Source organism: Stenotrophomonas sp. PS02301, assembly GCF_029959485.1.
Classification (GTDB): domain Bacteria; phylum Pseudomonadota; class Gammaproteobacteria; order Xanthomonadales; family Xanthomonadaceae; genus Stenotrophomonas; species Stenotrophomonas maltophilia_Z.
In genome coordinates this window covers 1-16,291 of the sequence record NZ_JASCOO010000090.1, presented here as the reverse complement: position 1 = coordinate 16,291, position 16,291 = coordinate 1, and the positions used below count along the sequence as shown (strand labels likewise).

Sequence of the window (16,291 nt, the reverse complement as noted above, 5' to 3'; positions counted from 1 at the left end):
GCCGCTGGCCGGCAACCACGCATTCGGCGGCAGCACGATGAGGAGCCGGCCAGCGGCCGGCACTACGTGGCGTGCTTGCCTTCCAGCGGCCGGGACCTACCGCTTCGGGTATCGCCTGAAACGCAGAAAGGCCGCCTGGAGGCGGCCTTTCTGTTTGGAGCAGCCGAGCATGGCTCGGCTCTACCGCACGTCCGTCGCTTGCGCGGCGGGCGGCTTATTTCACCAGCTTGGCGATGGCAGCGCCCAGGTCGCCCGGCGAGCGGACGGTGACAACACCGGCAGCTTCCATGGCGGCGAACTTGCCTTCGGCGGTGCCCTTGCCGCCCGATGCGATCGCACCGGCGTGGCCCATGCGCTTGCCGGCCGGAGCCGAGGCGCCCGCGATGAAACCGACGACCGGCTTCTTCACGTGGTTCTTGATGTACTCGGCACCGGCTTCTTCAGCGTCGCCGCCGATTTCGCCGACCATGATGATGCCCAGGGTCTGCGGATCTTCGTTGAACAGCTTCAGGCAGTCGACGAAGTTCAGGCCGTTGATCGGGTCACCACCGATGCCGATGCAGGTGGACTGGCCCAGGCCGACTTCGGTGGTCTGCTTGACCGCTTCATAGGTCAGGGTGCCCGAACGCGACACGATGCCGATCTTGCCCGGCATGTGGATGTGGCCCGGCATGATGCCGATCTTGCACTCGCCCGGGGTGATCACGCCGGGGCAGTTCGGACCGACCAGCACGGTGTCCGGATGCGAGCGGGTCAGCACGTTCTTGACGCGCAGCATGTCCAGCACCGGGATGCCCTCGGTGATGCACACGATGACCTGGATGCCGGCAGCAGCCGCTTCCAGGATCGCGTCAGCCGCGTACGGCGGCGGCACGTAGATGACCGAGGCGTTGGCGCCGGTGCTCTGCACGGCGTCGGCAACGGTGTTGAAGACCGGCAGATCGATGTGGGTGGTGCCGCCCTTGCCGGGGGTCACGCCGCCAACAACCTGGGTGCCGTACTCGATCATCTGAGTGGCGTGGAAGGTGCCCTGCTGGCCGGTGAAGCCCTGCACGATCACCTTGGTGTTCTTATTGATCAAAACTGACATTGGATTTCCTTCGGTGTCGGATCAGGCGGCGGCTTTGACAGCAGCGACGACCTTCTTGGCACCGTCGTTGATGTTGTCGGCCGGGATGATGGCCATGCCGCTGTCACGCAGCAGCTGCTTGCCTTCTTCCACGTTGGTGCCTTCCAGGCGCACCACGACCGGAACCTTGACGCCCACTTCCTTGACCGCGGCGATGATGCCTTCGGCAATCATGTCGCAGCGGACGATGCCGCCGAAGATGTTGACGAAGATGCCTTCAACCTTGTCCGAGGACAGGATCAGCTTGAACGCTTCGATGACGCGCTGCTTGTTCGCACCGCCGCCCACGTCCAGGAAGTTCGCCGGCTCGCCGCCGTTGAGCTTGATGACGTCCATGGTGGCCATGGCCAGGCCGGCGCCGTTGACCATGCAGCCGATGTTGCCGTCCATGGTGACGTAGTTGATGTCCAGCTCCGAAGCGGTCACTTCGGTTTCGTCTTCCTGGGTCTTGTCGCGCATGGCAACCAGAGCCTTCTGACGGAACGCGGCGTTGTCGTCGCTGTCGAACTTCCCGTCCAGCGCGTACAGGTTGCCGTCGTCCAGGATGGCCAGCGGGTTGATTTCAACCAGGGCCAGGTCCTTTTCGTTGAACAGGCGGTACAGATTCACCATGATGTTGGCGAACTGGCCGGCCTGCTTGGCGGTCAGGCCCAGCTTGAAGCCGAAATCACGGCCGTGGTAACCCTGCACGCCTTCAACGAAATCGACGTTGAGCGAGTGGATCAGCTCGGGGGTTTCAGCGGCGACCTGCTCGATCTCCACGCCGCCTTCCGAAGAAGCGATGTAGGTGATGGTCTTGGTGCCACGGTCAACCAGCACCGACAGGTACAGTTCCTTGACGATCTCACCGGCGGTGGTCACCAGCACCAGGTTGACCGGCAGTTCAACGCCTGCGGTCTGGTAGGTGGCCATCTTGGTGCCGAGCATCTTGGCCGCAGCGGCCTTCACGTCGTCGGTGGTCTTGCAGAACTTGACGCCGCCAGCCTTGCCGCGGCCGCCAGCGTGGATCTGCGCCTTGACCATCCAGGGGCCCTGGCCCAGGGCGTTGGCAGCTTCAACCGCTTCGTCCGGGGTAGCCGCGACCTTGCCGGCCGGAACGGGAATGCCGTACTCGGCAAGCAGCTGTTTTGACTGGTATTCGTGGAAATTCATGCGTCACCGTGGGAATAGGAACGACCGCACGCATCTCCAAGGCTCCCTCACGGGGGCGCCGGTAAGGACCGCGGCGGGCCCACTATTGTGGACGACCCGGCGCGCGGGCGCAAAGAAGTCAGTCCCAAGACACGCACGGGGAGCCGTTTCCGGCGCAATTTCAGACAGTTGCGGCAGCCCCCGGGAACCGCCACCCGGCCCCCCTGTGGCATGGCCGCGCAGCTGGCCGGCGCCTGCATACCGCCCGGCCTTCACACGCCCGGCCCCGGCCGCCTGCCCCCAAACCCGGCCGGACCCCCTACACTGCCCCCATGCCAGAAGGGGAGTTCCGGCGTGTCACCCAGTGCTTCATTGATCGACCGCATCGAATCGATACCGCGGCGCGAGCTGTATTTCTTCGCGCTGTACCGCTTGCTGATGGCCACCGTCATCGGCGCGCTGCTGTTCAGCCCGCTGAGCGGCCTGGTCGGCACCGCTGACCACCCCAGGCTGGCGACCATCGTGGCCAGCGGCTACCTGGTGGTGGCCGTGCTGGTGCTGCTGTTCGGGCGCAACGAGCGCTGGCTGCGCACCATCGTGGTGTGGAGCGTGGCCGCCGACATCATCGCCGCCACCCTGCTCGCCCATGCCCTGCCCGGGGCCAGCGCAGGCATCTCGATGTCGCTGCTGTTCAACATCGCCGCCGCTGCGACCCTGCTGCCGCTTAGCATGGGGCTGGGCCTGGCCGCTGCCGCCAGCGCCGCCACCGCCGGCGAGTACATCTGGAAGCAGCTCGAAGGCGGCGACCCGACCCGCACCCTGGCCGAGCTGGCCATGTTCGTCACCAGCTATCTGGCCATCGCCTTCATCAGCTACCAGGTTGGCAACCGCGCCCGCATGAACCAGCAGCTGGCCAACCAGCGCGGCGATGAAGTGGCCAACCTGTTCCAGATCAACGAGCTGATCATCCGCCGCATGCGCACCGGCGTGATCGTGGTGGACGGCGCCAACCGCATCACCCTGGCCAACGAAGCCGCCTCCACCCTGCTCGGCGATGCCGATGGCAACAGTGGCAGCGGCCGGCTGGAACTGGGCAGTGCCTCACCCGAGCTGAGCCGCCGGCTGCTGCGCTGGCGCAACGGCTGGACCAACGAAGAACTGCCGCTGCAGCTCTCGCCGGACCAGCCTGAGGTGCAGCCACGCTTTGCCCGCCTGCTGGCCGGCAGCGACCTCACCCTCGTGTTCCTGGATGACTCCACCGTGGTCTCGCGGCGTGCCGAGTCCTTGACGCTCTCGGCGATGGGGCGCTTCTCGGCCAGCCTCGCCCATGAGATCCGCAACCCGCTGGCGGCGATCAACTACGCCGCCCAGCTGCTGGAAGAATCCACCGATATCGGCGACACCGACCGCCGCCTGCTGCAGATCATCAACCAGCAATGCCAGCGCACCAACGGCATCGTCGAAAGCGTGCTCGGGCTGGCGCGGCGCGAGCGTGCCAATCCGGAGAACGTGGATCTGGCCTCGTTCGTGCGCCGCTTCGTGCTGGAGTACAAACAGGGCCTGTCGCTGGAAACCGACAGCGTGGAGCCGATCATCAGCGAGACCTCGGTGCACGCCCTGGTCGATCCGCGCCACCTGCACCAGATCCTTACCGTGCTGGTGCACAACGCGCTCAAGTACGGCCGCGTGGCCGAAGAGCCGGCGCGCGTGCGGCTGCGCGTGGCGCGCCAGGACCGCACCGCCATCATCGATGTGATGGACCGCGGCCCGGGCATTCCCGAGACGGTTGCCAGCCAACTGTTCCGCCCGTTCTTCACCACCTCCGAGCACGGCACCGGGCTGGGGCTGTATATCGCCCGCGAACTGTGCCGTGCCAACCAGGCACGGCTGGAATACGTCTCGGTGCCCGCCGGCGGTGCCTGTTTCCGGCTCGTACTGGCCGGCCCCCACACGATGATGGCCGGATGAGCTGCGCGCACACCCGGACGCCACCGTCAAACATTTGTCGCCAACGACCGCCCTCGGCTATCTTCCTTCCTTATGAATGACACCCGCAGCGCCCTCGTCGTCGACGACGAACGTGACATCCGCGAACTGCTGGTACTGACCCTGGGCCGCATGGGCCTGCGCATCAGCACCGCAGCCAACCTCGCCGAAGCCCGTGAGCTGCTGGCCAGCAATCCGTACGACCTGTGCATCACCGATATGCGCCTGCCCGATGGCAACGGCATCGAGCTGGTCACCGAGATCGCACAGCACTACCCGCGCACGCCGGTGGCGATGATCACCGCGTTCGGCAGCATGGATCTGGCGGTGGAAGCCCTGAAGGCCGGCGCCTTCGATTTCGTCAGCAAGCCGGTGGACATCTCGGTGCTGCGCGGCCTGGTCAAGCACGCGCTGGAACTCAACAACACCGAGCGCGCCGCGCCCGCACCACTCGCCCCGGAGCAGGCCGCACGCCTGCTCGGCGATTCGCCCTCGATGGATGTGCTGCGTGCCACCATCGGCAAGGTCGCGCGGAGCCAGGCACCGGTCTACATCCTCGGCGAATCCGGCGTCGGCAAGGAACTGGTCGCACGCACCATCCACGCGCAGAGCGCGCGCGCGCCCGGCGCCTTCGTGCCGGTCAACTGCGGCGCGATCCCGTCCGAACTGATGGAAAGCGAATTCTTCGGGCACAAGAAGGGCAGCTTCAGCGGCGCGCATGCGGACAAGCCCGGCCTGTTCCAGGCCGCGCATGGCGGCACCCTGTTCCTGGATGAAGTGGCCGAGCTGCCCCTGCAGATGCAGGTCAAGCTGCTGCGCGCGATCCAGGAGAAATCGATCCGCCCGGTCGGTGCCGCCACCGAAGTGCCGGTGGACGTGCGCATCCTTTCGGCCACGCACAAGGACCTGGGCGAACTGGTCGAAGACGGCCGCTTCCGCCACGATCTGTATTACCGCATCAACGTGATCGAACTGCGCGTGCCGCCCCTGCGCGAACGCCGCAGCGACCTGCCCGCGCTGGCCGCCTCGATCCTGGCCCGGCTGGCCCGCACCCACGGCCGCCCGACCCCGCTGCTGGCGCCCTCGGCGCTGGAAGCCCTGGCTCAGTACCACTTCCCCGGCAACGTGCGCGAACTGGAGAACATCCTCGAGCGCGCCCTCGCCCTGGCCGAAGAAGACCGGATCGGTGCCAGCGACCTGCGCCTGCCCCAGCACGCCCCACGCTTCGGCGCCGGCAATGCGCCGCCCACCCAGGAAGAAGCCGTGGTCGATCTGCCGGCCGGCAATGGCGCCCTGCCCTCCTACATCGAACAGATGGAGCGCACCGCCATCCAGAAGGCGCTGGAAGAAAACCGCTGGAACAAGACGCGTACCGCCGCACAGCTGGGCATCACCTTCCGGGCGTTGCGGTACAAGCTGAAAAAGCTCGGCATGGAGTAGAGAGACAAAAAGGCCCGCTTGCGCGGGCCTTTTCTCATCTGCGGACGCCGCTCAATCCTTGGTCACACGATTGATCTCCGCCAGACCGGTCACCCCGGCCGCGGCCTTGATCAGCGCCGATTGGCGCAGGTCATTCACCCCCGCCAGCTGCGCGGCCTCGGCGATCTGCAGCGCATTGCCACCGGCCAGCACGATGGTCGAGATCTCATCGGTCATCGGCATCACCTGGTACAGACCGGTACGGCCCTTGTAGCCCTCGGTGCACTCATCGCAGCCGACCGGCTCGAACAGCTTGATCCCGGCATCCAGCTGCGCCTGGGTGAAACCCTCGGCCAGCAGCGCGTTGGCCGGCAGCTCCACCGGGCGCTTGCAGTTGTTGCACAGCCGGCGCGCCAGGCGCTGGGCGATCACCAACGTCACCGAGCTGGTGATGTTGTACGGCGCGATGCCCATGTTCATCAGGCGCGCGATGGTCTGCGGCGCATCGTTGGTATGCAGCGTGGAGAGCACCATGTGGCCCGTCTGCGCCGCCTTGATCGCGATCTCCGCCGTTTCCAGGTCGCGGATTTCGCCGACCATGATGATGTCCGGATCCTGGCGCAGGAACGAGCGCAGCGCCGCGGCGAAGGTCATGCCGCGCTTGACGTTCTGCTGCACCTGGTTGACGCCGGGCAAGCGGATTTCCACCGGGTCTTCGGCAGTGGAGATGTTGCGCGTTTCATCGTTGAGGATGCCCAGCGCGGTATACAGCGAGACCGTCTTACCCGAACCGGTCGGGCCGGTGACCAGCACCATGCCATACGGCTTGTGGATCGCATCCAGGAACAGCTTCTGCTGCGCCGGCTCGTATCCGAGCTTGTCGATGCCCAGCTTGGCCGCGCTGCCATCCAGGATACGCAGCACCACCTTCTCGCCGAACAGGGTCGGCAGGGTGCTGACGCGGAAATCGATCTGACGGGTCTTGGAGAGGTTGAGCTTGATGCGGCCATCCTGCGGCACGCGCTTCTCGGCGATATCCAGCTGCGCCATCACCTTCAGGCGCGCGGCGATGCGCTGGTTGAGCTTGACCGGGGCCTTGGCCACGTTCTTGAGCAGACCATCGATGCGCAGGCGCACGCGATAGTCGTCCTCGTAGGGTTCGAAATGGATGTCCGAGGCGCCTTTGCGGATGGCGTCGACGAGGACTTTGTTGACGAACTTTACGACCGGGGTGTCATCGCCTTTGGCGTCGATGCCAGAGTCGCTGATGCCGCCTTCTTCGTCGCCCGCGGAGACGTCCAGATCCCCCATCTCGTCGTCGCCGCCGAGCGCCGAGCCCAGCGTGTCCTGTTTGGACTGCCACTGTTCCAACGTGCGACGGATCTGATCTTCATCGACCAGAATCGGCTCTACCACCAGGTTGGTGTGGAACTTGATTTCGTCGAGCGAGTGGGTGGGGTTGCTGGTGCCGATGAAGAGCTTTCCGCCACGTTTGAACAGCGGCAGCACGTGGTGCTTACGCAGCAATTCTTCGCTGACCAAGCCCATGGCGTTCTGGCTGTTGTCGAACACAGACACATCGAGCAATGGCATGCCGAACTCAAGCGCGTTGGCGGCAGCCAGTTGGGCACTGGTGACAACCTTCTTTTCAGCAAACCACTGCGGCAGTGGTTGCTTGGCAGCCCCTGCCTTGGCCATGGCGTCGCGTGCCACAGCCTCCTCCAAAACGCCATCCTGAACAAGACGGCGAGCGATGCCTGTAATCCCGACGAGATTGGCATTTACCACGGCATTCATTGGCTACTGGCTCCCCATGTCAGGACTAGAGATTACTGCAAACCGACACTGGACTGGGCCATAGGCTCCCCAGAGCTGCGAGGTTGCTCCTCCGCCCCCCGGGCGCGGGTTACCATTGCCCCGGGGAAACTGGGGACTTACCGTGAAACGTATCAGCATCATCCTGCCGGCCAAGAACGAAGCGGAGGGTCTGCTCCGCACCTTGCCAGCATTACGCAGCCTGTATCCTGAGGCCGAGATCATCGTCGTGGACGACGGCTCGACGGATGCGACGGCCCAGATCGGCCGCGAGCATGGCGCCACCGTCCTTTCGAGTCCCTATTCAATGGGGAACGGTGCCTCTATTAAGCGGGGCGCCCGCGCCGCCAACGGCGAGATCTTGGTGTTCATGGACGCCGACGGCCAGCATGACCCGAGTCATATCGAGTCCCTGCTAGTTAAGCTGGCTGAGGGTTACGACATGGTCGTGGGTGCACGCGACAGCAGCGGCCAGGCCAACGTCCACCGCGGCTTGGCCAACAGCTTCTACAACTGGATGGCCAGCCAAATGACCGGGTTCAGGATCTTGGACCTCACTTCTGGCTTCCGAGCAGCACGCGCGCGAAGGTTCCGCGAGTTCCTGCACTTGCTGCCTAATGGTTTCAGCTACCCCACCACGAGCACCATGGCCTTCTTCCGCAGCGCCTATCCAGTGGCTTACGTACCGATTCCAGTGGGCAAGCGGGTAGGCAACGGCAGCCACATCCGGCCCATAAAGGATGGCATCCGCTTCCTGCTGATCATCTTCAAGATTGCGACGCTGTACTCCCCATTGAAGTTGTTCGCGCCGATTGCGGCAGGCTTCTTTCTGCTCGGACTGGGGTACTACGGTTACACCTTCGCCACCATGCATCGCTTCACCAACATGAGCACCCTGCTATTCAGCGCGTCGGTGATCATCTTCCTGATTGGACTGATCTCCGAACAGATCACCGGACTCACCTATCTAGCGGCTCGGGACGGGCGGGAACGGGAATGAAGGCAGAGCGGCTGCAGCTGAGGCGCCTGTTGCTGGTAACTCGCAACTTGCCACCACTGCAGGGCGGCATGGAGCGACTCAATTGGCACCTGCTTCAGCAACTACAGCGCACTTTTGAGGTGCAGGCGATTGGTCCCCACGGTGCGGCTGCCCTATCGCCCGCAGACACAAAGCTGCGTGAGGTGCCGCTGAGGCCTTTGTGGAGGTTCATAGCAAGCGCCGCTTGGTGCACGCTTATACAAAGCACCCACCATCGTCCGGCGACGTACTTGGCCGGCAGCGGGCTAACCGCTCCCCATGCATGGATGGCAAGCCGTCTTTTCGGGGGCCGCTGCGCAGCTTATCTGCATGGCTTGGACATCAGCGTGGACCACACCGCCTATCGAAAGCTATGGCTGCCAGTGCTGCGCCGACTGGACTTGGTGATCGTCAACAGTAGAGCGACCGCCGCGCTTGCCGTTGAGGCAGGGATAGACCCAGCACGCCTTCATATTGTTCATCCTGGCACAGAAATCCCCCGCACTTCCGGCACCGATCGACGTTCGGCTGAGGGAATCGCCTTTCGCCGACGCCATGCGTTGGGACAAGGACCTTTAATGCTATCGGTTGGCCGTCTGACGCGCCGAAAGGGATTGTTGGAATTCATTCGCGACGAACTGCCCACGGTATTGGAGGCGTATCCCGAAGCAGTTTTGGTCGTGGCTGGTGGCGTAGCCAGTCACGCGCTTGGTTCGGAAGCACTAACGCCGGCTCAGTTACTTGCCAACACGCCTCCGGCAGTCCGCGAACGGGTTCGATTTATTGGTGAAGTGAGTGACGAAGAACTTAGCATCAGCATGTTTGCGTCTTTAGTACACGTTTTCCCGGTGCGATCCCAACGCAGTGACCCAGAAGGGTTTGGAATGGTTGCGATTGAAGCCGCCGCACATAGTTTGACCACAGTCGCATACGCTTCCGGCGGCGTGGCCGACGCCGTCGCGGACGGGGTATCCGGGATTTTGGTTGAACCTGGGGACAGTGCCGGTTTCGCCAATGCAGTAATCCAGGCTATCCGCAATCCACTTCCTGCAGCTCCGATGCGCGTGTTCGCACTGCAATTCAGCTGGGACGCCTTTGGCGCTCGGGTGCGAGATTTGCTGGGACGGCTCACATGACCATGAATGGCTGGTCACTACCCCCATCACACCTCCACGTACGACACCCCGAACGTGCTCCGCCGCCTACGGCAGAACCTGCAGTGTGGTTTCCCGCCGTAAGAACGGGCACAGGCACCGATCACTTCACTCGAATTCTCTGCGAAGGCCTTAGATTGAAAGGCCTCCGAGCGGAAATCGCGTGGATAGATCGGAGAGCGGAGTACTTTCCATGGACCGTTCCAATACAGCGTGCGCCCAGCTGGGCAAACATAGTCCACATCAACACCTGGCTACACTCTCGTTTCTACAAAGGCAGCATTCCGATTGTGGCGACGAGTCACCATTGCGTTCACACCGGCATTTCTGGAAAGCGTAGAGGCATCGCTCGCACAGCCTACCATCGGCTATGGATTGAGCGCGTCGAGCGCGCCGCGCTGCAACGTGCAACCAACGTGATCGCTGTTAGCCAGTTCACTGCCAACCAAACGAAAGCTCACTTCGGCTCCGTCGAACTGTCGGTAATTCACAATGGCGTGGACACAAGCATCTTCCGCCCCGCCATTGATAAAGCTGACCAAGCATCACCGTTCAAGATCCTGTATATCGGCAGCTTTTCAACCCGAAAGGGCTCGGACTTGCTCGCCCCTATAATGCAGCAGCTCGGCCCAGATTTTCAGCTCCGGCATACTGGGAACAGAGATCAAGCAGCAAAATGGGGATTGACGGACGATTCAATCGCTCTTGGTCGATTGAACCAGGCAGAACTGGTTCGAGAGCTTCAGCAGGCCGACGTCTTGCTTTTTCCAAGCAGACTAGAGGGTTTCGGCCTTGCAGTTGCCGAGTCCATGGCATGTGGAACGCCTGCAGTCGCCTCCTATGCTTCTTCTCTACCCGAAATCATTACGGACGAATCCGACGGACTGCTTTGCCGCACTGGAGACCCCGCTCAATTTGCCGCGTCCATTCGCCGCTTGGCAGATAATCGCGCCTTTCTCGATGAACTCTCCACTCGCGCAGCGAAGAAAATCGGACATCACTTTTCTCTTGAGCGATTTATCGATGCGCATATCAACCTCTACTCGGAGACGCTGAGGTGACCATAAAGTTCGCGCAGTGGTCAAAGGGCAATCGCATCAAGGTAAATGCGTGTCCACTTTGCGGCGGCATTCCAATTGGGCCGCCGGAGGTCTACGCGCGCGCGGACGACGAAACACAGTTCGCGGACATCTGGCACTACGATCGTTGTGCTCGCTGCCGCTCCCTGTACTTGCGTGACCGCCCTGACGTCAATTCGCTGCCCTTCGCGTACGCCGAGTACTTTACTCACGCCAATCCTCTCCCAGGCGAACACGTTTCCAGGAGCTGGAAGCGACGCTGGATTGACGGCTATATTAAGATCCGCTTTGGTGTGGACCGCTCCAAAGGCTCGGCATTTGGGGCACTCGTATTTTCCCTGCTGCTCCCCGTTCGCTGGATGCTGGATGTTCAAGGGCGTAACATTCCTAAGGATTACTGCCACAGCGGCAAGAGTCTGCTGGATGTCGGCTGTGGCAATGGGGATTTCATGCGCCGGGCAATTGAAATGGGACTACAGTGCTCCGGTTGCGAGCCAGACCAAGCTGCCGCATCGCTTTGCAGAAATTTCGGTCTGGACGTGCTTCATGGTGATGCATTCGATCCGGCAATGGACCAGCGCCGATTCAGTGTGATTACGCTAAATCACGTCATTGAACATGTGGAGAATCCCGTGCGCCTCGTCTCGCGCCTACACTCCCTGCTGGAGCCGGAAGGGATTCTCTGGATGGGATTACCCAATCCCTCCGCAATCGGCGTTTCATTGTTCGGCAAAGCGTGGAAGGGATTTCACCCACCATTCCATTTAGCGATCCCTGATCAAACACTGCTGAAACGATGGCTTTCCGACGCTGGTTTTACCGACGTCCGATGCCTACGTCGAGGATTACAGAGTCCCGGCCTTTGGCTAGAATCGTCGCGCATATTCGAACGCGAGACTGGCCAGCCGGCTGGCTGGCGCAAGACATTCAAGCTAGCGGCAGATATCATCGCATGTCTCTCGCCGAGGTACAGCGAGGAAACCATCATCGTTGCTCGTCGCAAGTCGAAATGATGAAAACGACAGCTATCGTTTTACATTTCAGAACGATCGACCGGACCCACGCGTGCTTGATCTCGCTGCAGGCCGCGGGCGTGAAAAGTATTATAGTGATCGACAACTCGGAAGATGGCGGCGTGTCATTGGCGCAACTCCGATTGCGCTTGGCCCGCTCCATCGACGACATCTCTATCTTTATTCAGCCAAACAACAATTTGGGCTTTGGCGCCGCAATCAATCTCGCGCTAGCCGAACGGGGACCTGACGATGAGAGTGCCGTACTCCTGATCAACTCCGACGCCCGAATAAGTCGCTCAGCCCTTTGCGCCATGGTTGAAACACTGAAACGTGGTGTAGCGATGACGGCACCGATGATCAGAGAGGCAGGTCAGATCCTGCCTCCTGTAAGGCACTACCATCCGCGCCTAGGCCTTATCCTCCAACGCTCGACTCGCGGGTCGAAACCCTATTTGACGGGCGCCTGCTTGCTACTTACCCCAGCAGTCATCCGGTCTGATTTATTCGATACAGGGTTTTTCTTCTATGGGGAAGACGTTGAGCTGTCCGCGAGATTGCGTGATGAGGGCCATGAACTAAGGCCAACGGACAGTGCGTGCATCGAGCATGACGGTTCCGCCAGCGCCCGAAAGGGCTCGTTATTCTATGAGTACCACTTGAACCGTGCCCATTGGCTACTTGCGAGAAAGCTCTTTCCGCACTCAAGCTTTGATCGCGCCATCGCCATCCTTGGGCGCTGCGTGACCTTGCCTTGCCGCGCTGTCACACGCTCAATTCGAGGGCGTTCGGCAGTACCAATTTACGCAGCGGTCCTTGCGACATGGGACACGGCCACCGGACAGATCCGACGTATGACTCCTGTGATGACTACTGAGCGGAACTGACGATCACTCGTTTCGAGTAACCGACCATCACCCAACCTACCGCCGCCATCCCATACTCGACAATAGCAACGGAGATCAAGACGGGCGCCTCGACTCGCAACTTTGCGAACATCACAGCAAAGACGACCAACGCGGCAGCACCAAGCATCTCGACCGCAGCTCGTCGCCAAGGCAAGTTCATCGTCATGAGGAGATTGACTGCAGAAAGCCTCAGACACATGCCTGGAACGATGAAAGCAAACCAGGATACGTAATCACTTAAACCAACATACGAAGGGCCGATCAAAAGCGCGAGCACGGGCGCGAGCAAGTACAGCGCACCGCCCGCGACCGCACCATAGCCTACCGTTGCCCAAAAAAGTGGCAGGTCGGAAGTAGGTCCATCTGCGACAGAGGAACGCCGGTAGAGCTTGGGAATCATCGCCAGCATCAACGCTATTACAGGAATCACCATTGCCGCAGCGATACGTGCGGATGCCGCATAGCTGCCAGCCGCCAAAGGGTTAAGCAGCTTGCTAGCCGTGATTTTGTCCAACTCGCTGGGCGCGGCTGCCGTGGTGGCCAAAACAGCATAACCTCCATTTTCGCGCCATTGACTCCGCGGAAGAAGGTTAAGCTCTCGAAGCCGCGGCGACGGGGTTGGCAAAAGCCATGCGGCAGCTATCAAGGCAAAGATGCTGCAAGCAAAGTGTCCCGCTATGTAGTCCTCCAATGTCGCTCCGCTGATGAATAAGTAGAGCACGGTGATCCAGAGTGCGCGGAGGATCAAAGTCAACAAGAGGATCGACTGCGCTTTTGCTGGACTACCTGCGGCATGGTGCGGGACGGCAAGGATGACGATCACGGGCTGGAGGAGCAGCTCAGACACAGCGAGCAATGCAATGCTTACCCCTCCAATCGGAAAGAATTTCATCGCTATGATGACGAAAACGACGGCTAATGCAGCGCCGCAGGCCATTGTCGTGCCAAGGGCCGTAGCCAAACCAGTGCGCAAATTTTGCTCCTGGCGTGATGCGTCTCGGAGCAATGTCAGATGAGTGCCGAAAGTTGCAAAACCAGCCAGAAAGACGCAGGCGGCGGCGACGCCAGCAAACATGCCGAACCGATCTGCGCCAAGCAATCGTGCTAGCAGGATCAGCGACACTGCCTGAGCCGGCAGTCGGACAGCAAGGACCAGCGCGGTCACCAGCGTCGACTTGAGCAAGGTCTGAGACATTACGTTTACCAGATTCCCCGGCCGGAGCGAAGCGCCCTCGTTTATTGAAGCAGATAGCGACCGTCAGCGGTGAGGTTCACTTGAATACAGGCACCGGCCCACTGGAGGATGTTCAACGGCACGATGAGGGAAGATATTTGCCCTCCAGACCGCCGCAGCTCCAATTAATACTGCCATTGGAGTCAGTCGCAGCCAATACAAGTTCCTGTCCGGCTATTTTGGCACTGGCAGAGCTTGAGAACTTGACATGAATATCCCCTCTAGTGCCGACTGTCACTGATCCAACGTGGTTCCCTGTGAGTGACGCTGGCGGCGCCATGCCCGCCGACAGATTGTTCGCCGGAAACTGCCCATGATCTGAGTAGTAAGTGGCGATCGCTTCCTTGGCCCCGGTCGACAGCGAGAATCCTTCTGCAACCTGCGCCCTAGCGACATAATCTTGATAGGCGGGTAAGGCAATTGCGGCCAGAATCGCAACGATCGCCACAACGATCATCAATTCAATCAATGTAAAACCACGTTGTTTCATTGTTCTCCCCTTGAATAGGAATGGCTCGCCTGCCAGAGCTCCAGGCGTTTGATATCACTGGCGTAAGCTCCCCGACCGTTGACTCTGCGCAGCAGTGTCAAGGCCTCCTCCGCCTCTGATCGTTCGAGCAAGTTTGATGCCAACCCGACCTGCAATAGCCATAACCTGTAGCCAGGATCCCGAGGGGAAAGCGCCACCGCTTCGCGGATCATACGCATCGCCAACTTTCGGTCGCCGACCACGTTGAAGGCGTAGTTGGCGTAGATCGCACGCAACCGGGCGGAACGAGGATTTCGTTGCACGACATTGACCAGCAGCCTAAAAAGCTGGTGTTCGTCAGCGAACCTGCATCGCTGTTCAACCCTGCACTCCACAACACCCTCCAGCGCGGCTATCTCCTGAGGACCTACAGGGCGGCGCAACATCTTCTCGCTAAACCGCGCCCATACCATTTCTGGGAGCGGATCCCCGTTGCGACTGCCTAGAATAATCAACGCTTGGTCCGCCAACGGCGATGCGTTAGGGAGCGCAGCTGCATGTTCGAACTCGCCGAGCGCCATAGACCACCCCAGGGTGTGGGGATCATTTCCGGCCAAGGCGAGAAGCTGACGCCCATACTCATAGCCTGCGCGCGACGACTCTGGATTGCGCGTAGTCAAGGTCAAAGCAAGCCTTACCGGATCACCCCAACTGAGTGCCTGCACATAGCCCATGGCACCTACATAAACCAGCGGCACAGCCAGCATCAGCATGCGCGCGTCGGTGGTCATCGGTTTCAGCACTGCCCCCAGAGGTTGCACCAGCGCGAGCACGAGGCCCAGCAGCGCCAGGTAGTTGCGATGCTCGAACACCAACTCCAAGGGCTGCACATTGCTGGTCAGCGCGTGCGATGCAAAGAACCATGCAATGCCGAAAGCCGTCAGCGGCCAATGCCTGCGCAGCAGCCACCCGCCCAACATGAGGCTCAGCAGCACCATTCCTGCTAGCAGCGTGCCGATGGGACGCAGCAAATCATGCGAAATTGGGAAATTATCGTAATAGAAGCTAAGAGACTCTGGCCAGGGCAACAATATCTGCCGCAAGTAAAGCAGCAACGCTGGCAACTGGCTGTAGAGCCGCTCGGAGAGGGTAAAGTCACGCGTAGCGTATGCCGTTGGCGACATCGCGGAAGGAACCACCCAGCCAAAGAAGATGATCAGGGCGGCCAAGCCACCAATTGCATAAGCCCAAATCAGCAGGCGCCGCTGTGGCACACTCGCTGCCGCAAAGCGGAGCACGAACACTTCCAGCAGCAGGCAGTACACGGGAACCAGTAATGCTGTTTCCTTGAAGCCGAGGCCAAACGCGGCGGCCAAGGCGGTGCCCAACCACCATGGCCACGCCCGCCCACCCGCACACATGGCTGCGCGTGCACGCAGGTAGCACAGTAGTGACATCAAGATGCCCGTAGCAGCGCCGACCTCCATGCGCTGCACGATGTAGAGGGCGCTGGAAACCTGTATAGGATGCACCATCCATACGAACGCCACGGCCCAGGCGGCGGCCAGCCGCCTCTTCTCCGTCAGCGCGGCGCTCATGCTCATAAGTTGACGAGCAAGCAGCCACACTAGCAAGGCGTTTATCAGATGCATGGCCAAGCCAGTCACCTTGAGCGGCACCGGGTCGGCCCCGGTGAGCACATGGTTCACCGCAAAACTCAGCATGGCCAGCGGGCGCCCGAAAGCACTGGCGATGCCGGAACCAAACAATTGCCCCAGTGTCGACCAACTCAGGCGTTCGAGCTTCCAGTCCGGGTCGTTGACCAGATTTGGCTGGTCGTCAAACAGGAAGCCGCCCCCCAGACCCGGTAGGAAAACCAGCGCCCCCAGCACCGGCAACGCGAGCACGGCTGCAGCCTTGGACCAGCGCGCGAACG

The 16,291-nt window shown here is 61.3% G+C and carries 13 protein-coding genes; 7 read left to right on the top strand and 6 right to left on the bottom strand.

The window, feature by feature from the left end; translation table 11 throughout:
* Nucleotides 1–214 precede the first annotated feature (214 nt).
* Both sucD and sucC read right to left on the bottom strand, forming a co-directional pair.
* A complete protein-coding gene (gene sucD, locus QMX81_RS17025) occupies nt 215–1,090 on the bottom strand; it encodes a succinate--CoA ligase subunit alpha (RefSeq protein WP_121039237.1) in 876 nt (291 codons plus the stop codon).
* A gap of 21 nt (nt 1,091–1,111) precedes the next feature.
* A complete protein-coding gene (sucC, locus tag QMX81_RS17020) occupies nt 1,112–2,281 on the bottom strand; it encodes an ADP-forming succinate--CoA ligase subunit beta (protein WP_121039240.1) in 1,170 nt (389 codons plus the stop codon).
* A gap of 333 nt (nt 2,282–2,614) precedes the next feature.
* Between sucC and QMX81_RS17015 the strand changes: the two genes are divergently transcribed.
* Both QMX81_RS17015 and QMX81_RS17010 read left to right on the top strand, forming a co-directional pair.
* Nucleotides 2,615–4,228 (top strand): ATP-binding protein, encoded by a 1,614-nt coding sequence (locus QMX81_RS17015; RefSeq protein WP_282263250.1) that lies wholly within the window; start codon nt 2,615–2,617, stop codon nt 4,226–4,228.
* 72 nt (nt 4,229–4,300) lie between these two features.
* A complete protein-coding gene (locus tag QMX81_RS17010) occupies nt 4,301–5,686 on the top strand; it encodes a sigma-54 dependent transcriptional regulator (protein ID WP_121039246.1) in 1,386 nt (461 codons plus the stop codon).
* A 51-nt stretch (nt 5,687–5,737) separates the two neighbouring features.
* Here the strand turns inward: QMX81_RS17010 and pilB are convergent, their stop codons facing one another.
* Entirely contained in the window at nt 5,738–7,462 is a 1,725-nt protein-coding gene (pilB, locus tag QMX81_RS17005) for a type IV-A pilus assembly ATPase PilB (RefSeq protein WP_121039249.1), read from the bottom strand.
* A 142-nt stretch (nt 7,463–7,604) separates the two neighbouring features.
* Between pilB and QMX81_RS17000 the strand changes: the two genes are divergently transcribed.
* From QMX81_RS17000 to QMX81_RS16980, 5 genes are read left to right on the top strand one after another with little or no spacing between them, the layout of a single operon-like run.
* A complete protein-coding gene (locus QMX81_RS17000; protein ID WP_121039252.1) occupies nt 7,605–8,480 on the top strand; it encodes a glycosyltransferase family 2 protein in 876 nt (291 codons plus the stop codon).
* Entirely contained in the window at nt 8,477–9,634 is a 1,158-nt protein-coding gene (locus QMX81_RS16995; RefSeq protein ID WP_336619096.1) for a glycosyltransferase family 4 protein, read from the top strand. Before QMX81_RS17000 ends, QMX81_RS16995 begins: the two co-directional genes overlap by 4 nt.
* Complete coding sequence (locus tag QMX81_RS16990; protein WP_121039258.1) at nt 9,631–10,713, top strand: glycosyltransferase family 4 protein; 1,083 nt, start codon at nt 9,631–9,633, stop codon at nt 10,711–10,713. Before QMX81_RS16995 ends, QMX81_RS16990 begins: the two co-directional genes overlap by 4 nt.
* Nucleotides 10,710–11,744, top strand: coding sequence for a class I SAM-dependent methyltransferase (locus QMX81_RS16985; protein ID WP_121039261.1), 1,035 nt, complete (start codon nt 10,710–10,712; stop codon nt 11,742–11,744). Before QMX81_RS16990 ends, QMX81_RS16985 begins: the two co-directional genes overlap by 4 nt.
* On the top strand, nt 11,744–12,631 hold the full coding sequence (locus QMX81_RS16980) for a glycosyltransferase family 2 protein (RefSeq protein WP_282263237.1): 888 nt from the start codon (nt 11,744–11,746) through the stop codon (nt 12,629–12,631). Before QMX81_RS16985 ends, QMX81_RS16980 begins: the two co-directional genes overlap by 1 nt.
* Here QMX81_RS16980 and QMX81_RS16975 read toward each other — a convergent pair.
* From QMX81_RS16975 to QMX81_RS16965, 3 genes are all read right to left on the bottom strand, one after another.
* Entirely contained in the window at nt 12,615–13,847 is a 1,233-nt protein-coding gene (locus tag QMX81_RS16975; protein ID WP_121039268.1) for an oligosaccharide flippase family protein, read from the bottom strand. The genes QMX81_RS16980 and QMX81_RS16975 overlap by 17 nt on opposite strands.
* A 112-nt stretch (nt 13,848–13,959) precedes the next feature.
* Nucleotides 13,960–14,376, bottom strand: a complete 417-nt coding sequence (locus QMX81_RS16970) for a pilin (protein WP_121039271.1) — start codon at nt 14,374–14,376, stop codon at nt 13,960–13,962.
* On the bottom strand, nt 14,373–16,291 hold a 1,919-nt coding region (locus QMX81_RS16965), incomplete at its 5' end, for a hypothetical protein (RefSeq protein ID WP_282263230.1). The genes QMX81_RS16965 and QMX81_RS16970, both read right to left, overlap by 4 nt.

Bases quoted from the DNA above. Each gene is read 5' to 3' on its own strand.
- sucD (WP_121039237.1), bottom strand. From the start codon at position 1,090: ATGTCAGTTTTGATCAATAAGAACACCAAGGTGATCGTGCAGGGCTTC.
- QMX81_RS16990 (WP_121039258.1), top strand. From the start codon at position 9,631: ATGACCATGAATGGCTGGTCACTACCCCCATCACACCTCCACGTACGA.
- QMX81_RS16975 (WP_121039268.1), bottom strand. From the start codon at position 13,847: ATGTCTCAGACCTTGCTCAAGTCGACGCTGGTGACCGCGCTGGTCCTT.
- QMX81_RS16980 (WP_282263237.1), top strand. From the start codon at position 11,744: ATGAAAACGACAGCTATCGTTTTACATTTCAGAACGATCGACCGGACC.
- QMX81_RS16995 (WP_336619096.1), top strand. From the start codon at position 8,477: ATGAAGGCAGAGCGGCTGCAGCTGAGGCGCCTGTTGCTGGTAACTCGC.
- QMX81_RS16970 (WP_121039271.1), bottom strand. From the start codon at position 14,376: ATGAAACAACGTGGTTTTACATTGATTGAATTGATGATCGTTGTGGCG.
- pilB (WP_121039249.1), bottom strand. From the start codon at position 7,462: ATGAATGCCGTGGTAAATGCCAATCTCGTCGGGATTACAGGCATCGCT.
- sucC (WP_121039240.1), bottom strand. From the start codon at position 2,281: ATGAATTTCCACGAATACCAGTCAAAACAGCTGCTTGCCGAGTACGGC.
- QMX81_RS17010 (WP_121039246.1), top strand. From the start codon at position 4,301: ATGAATGACACCCGCAGCGCCCTCGTCGTCGACGACGAACGTGACATC.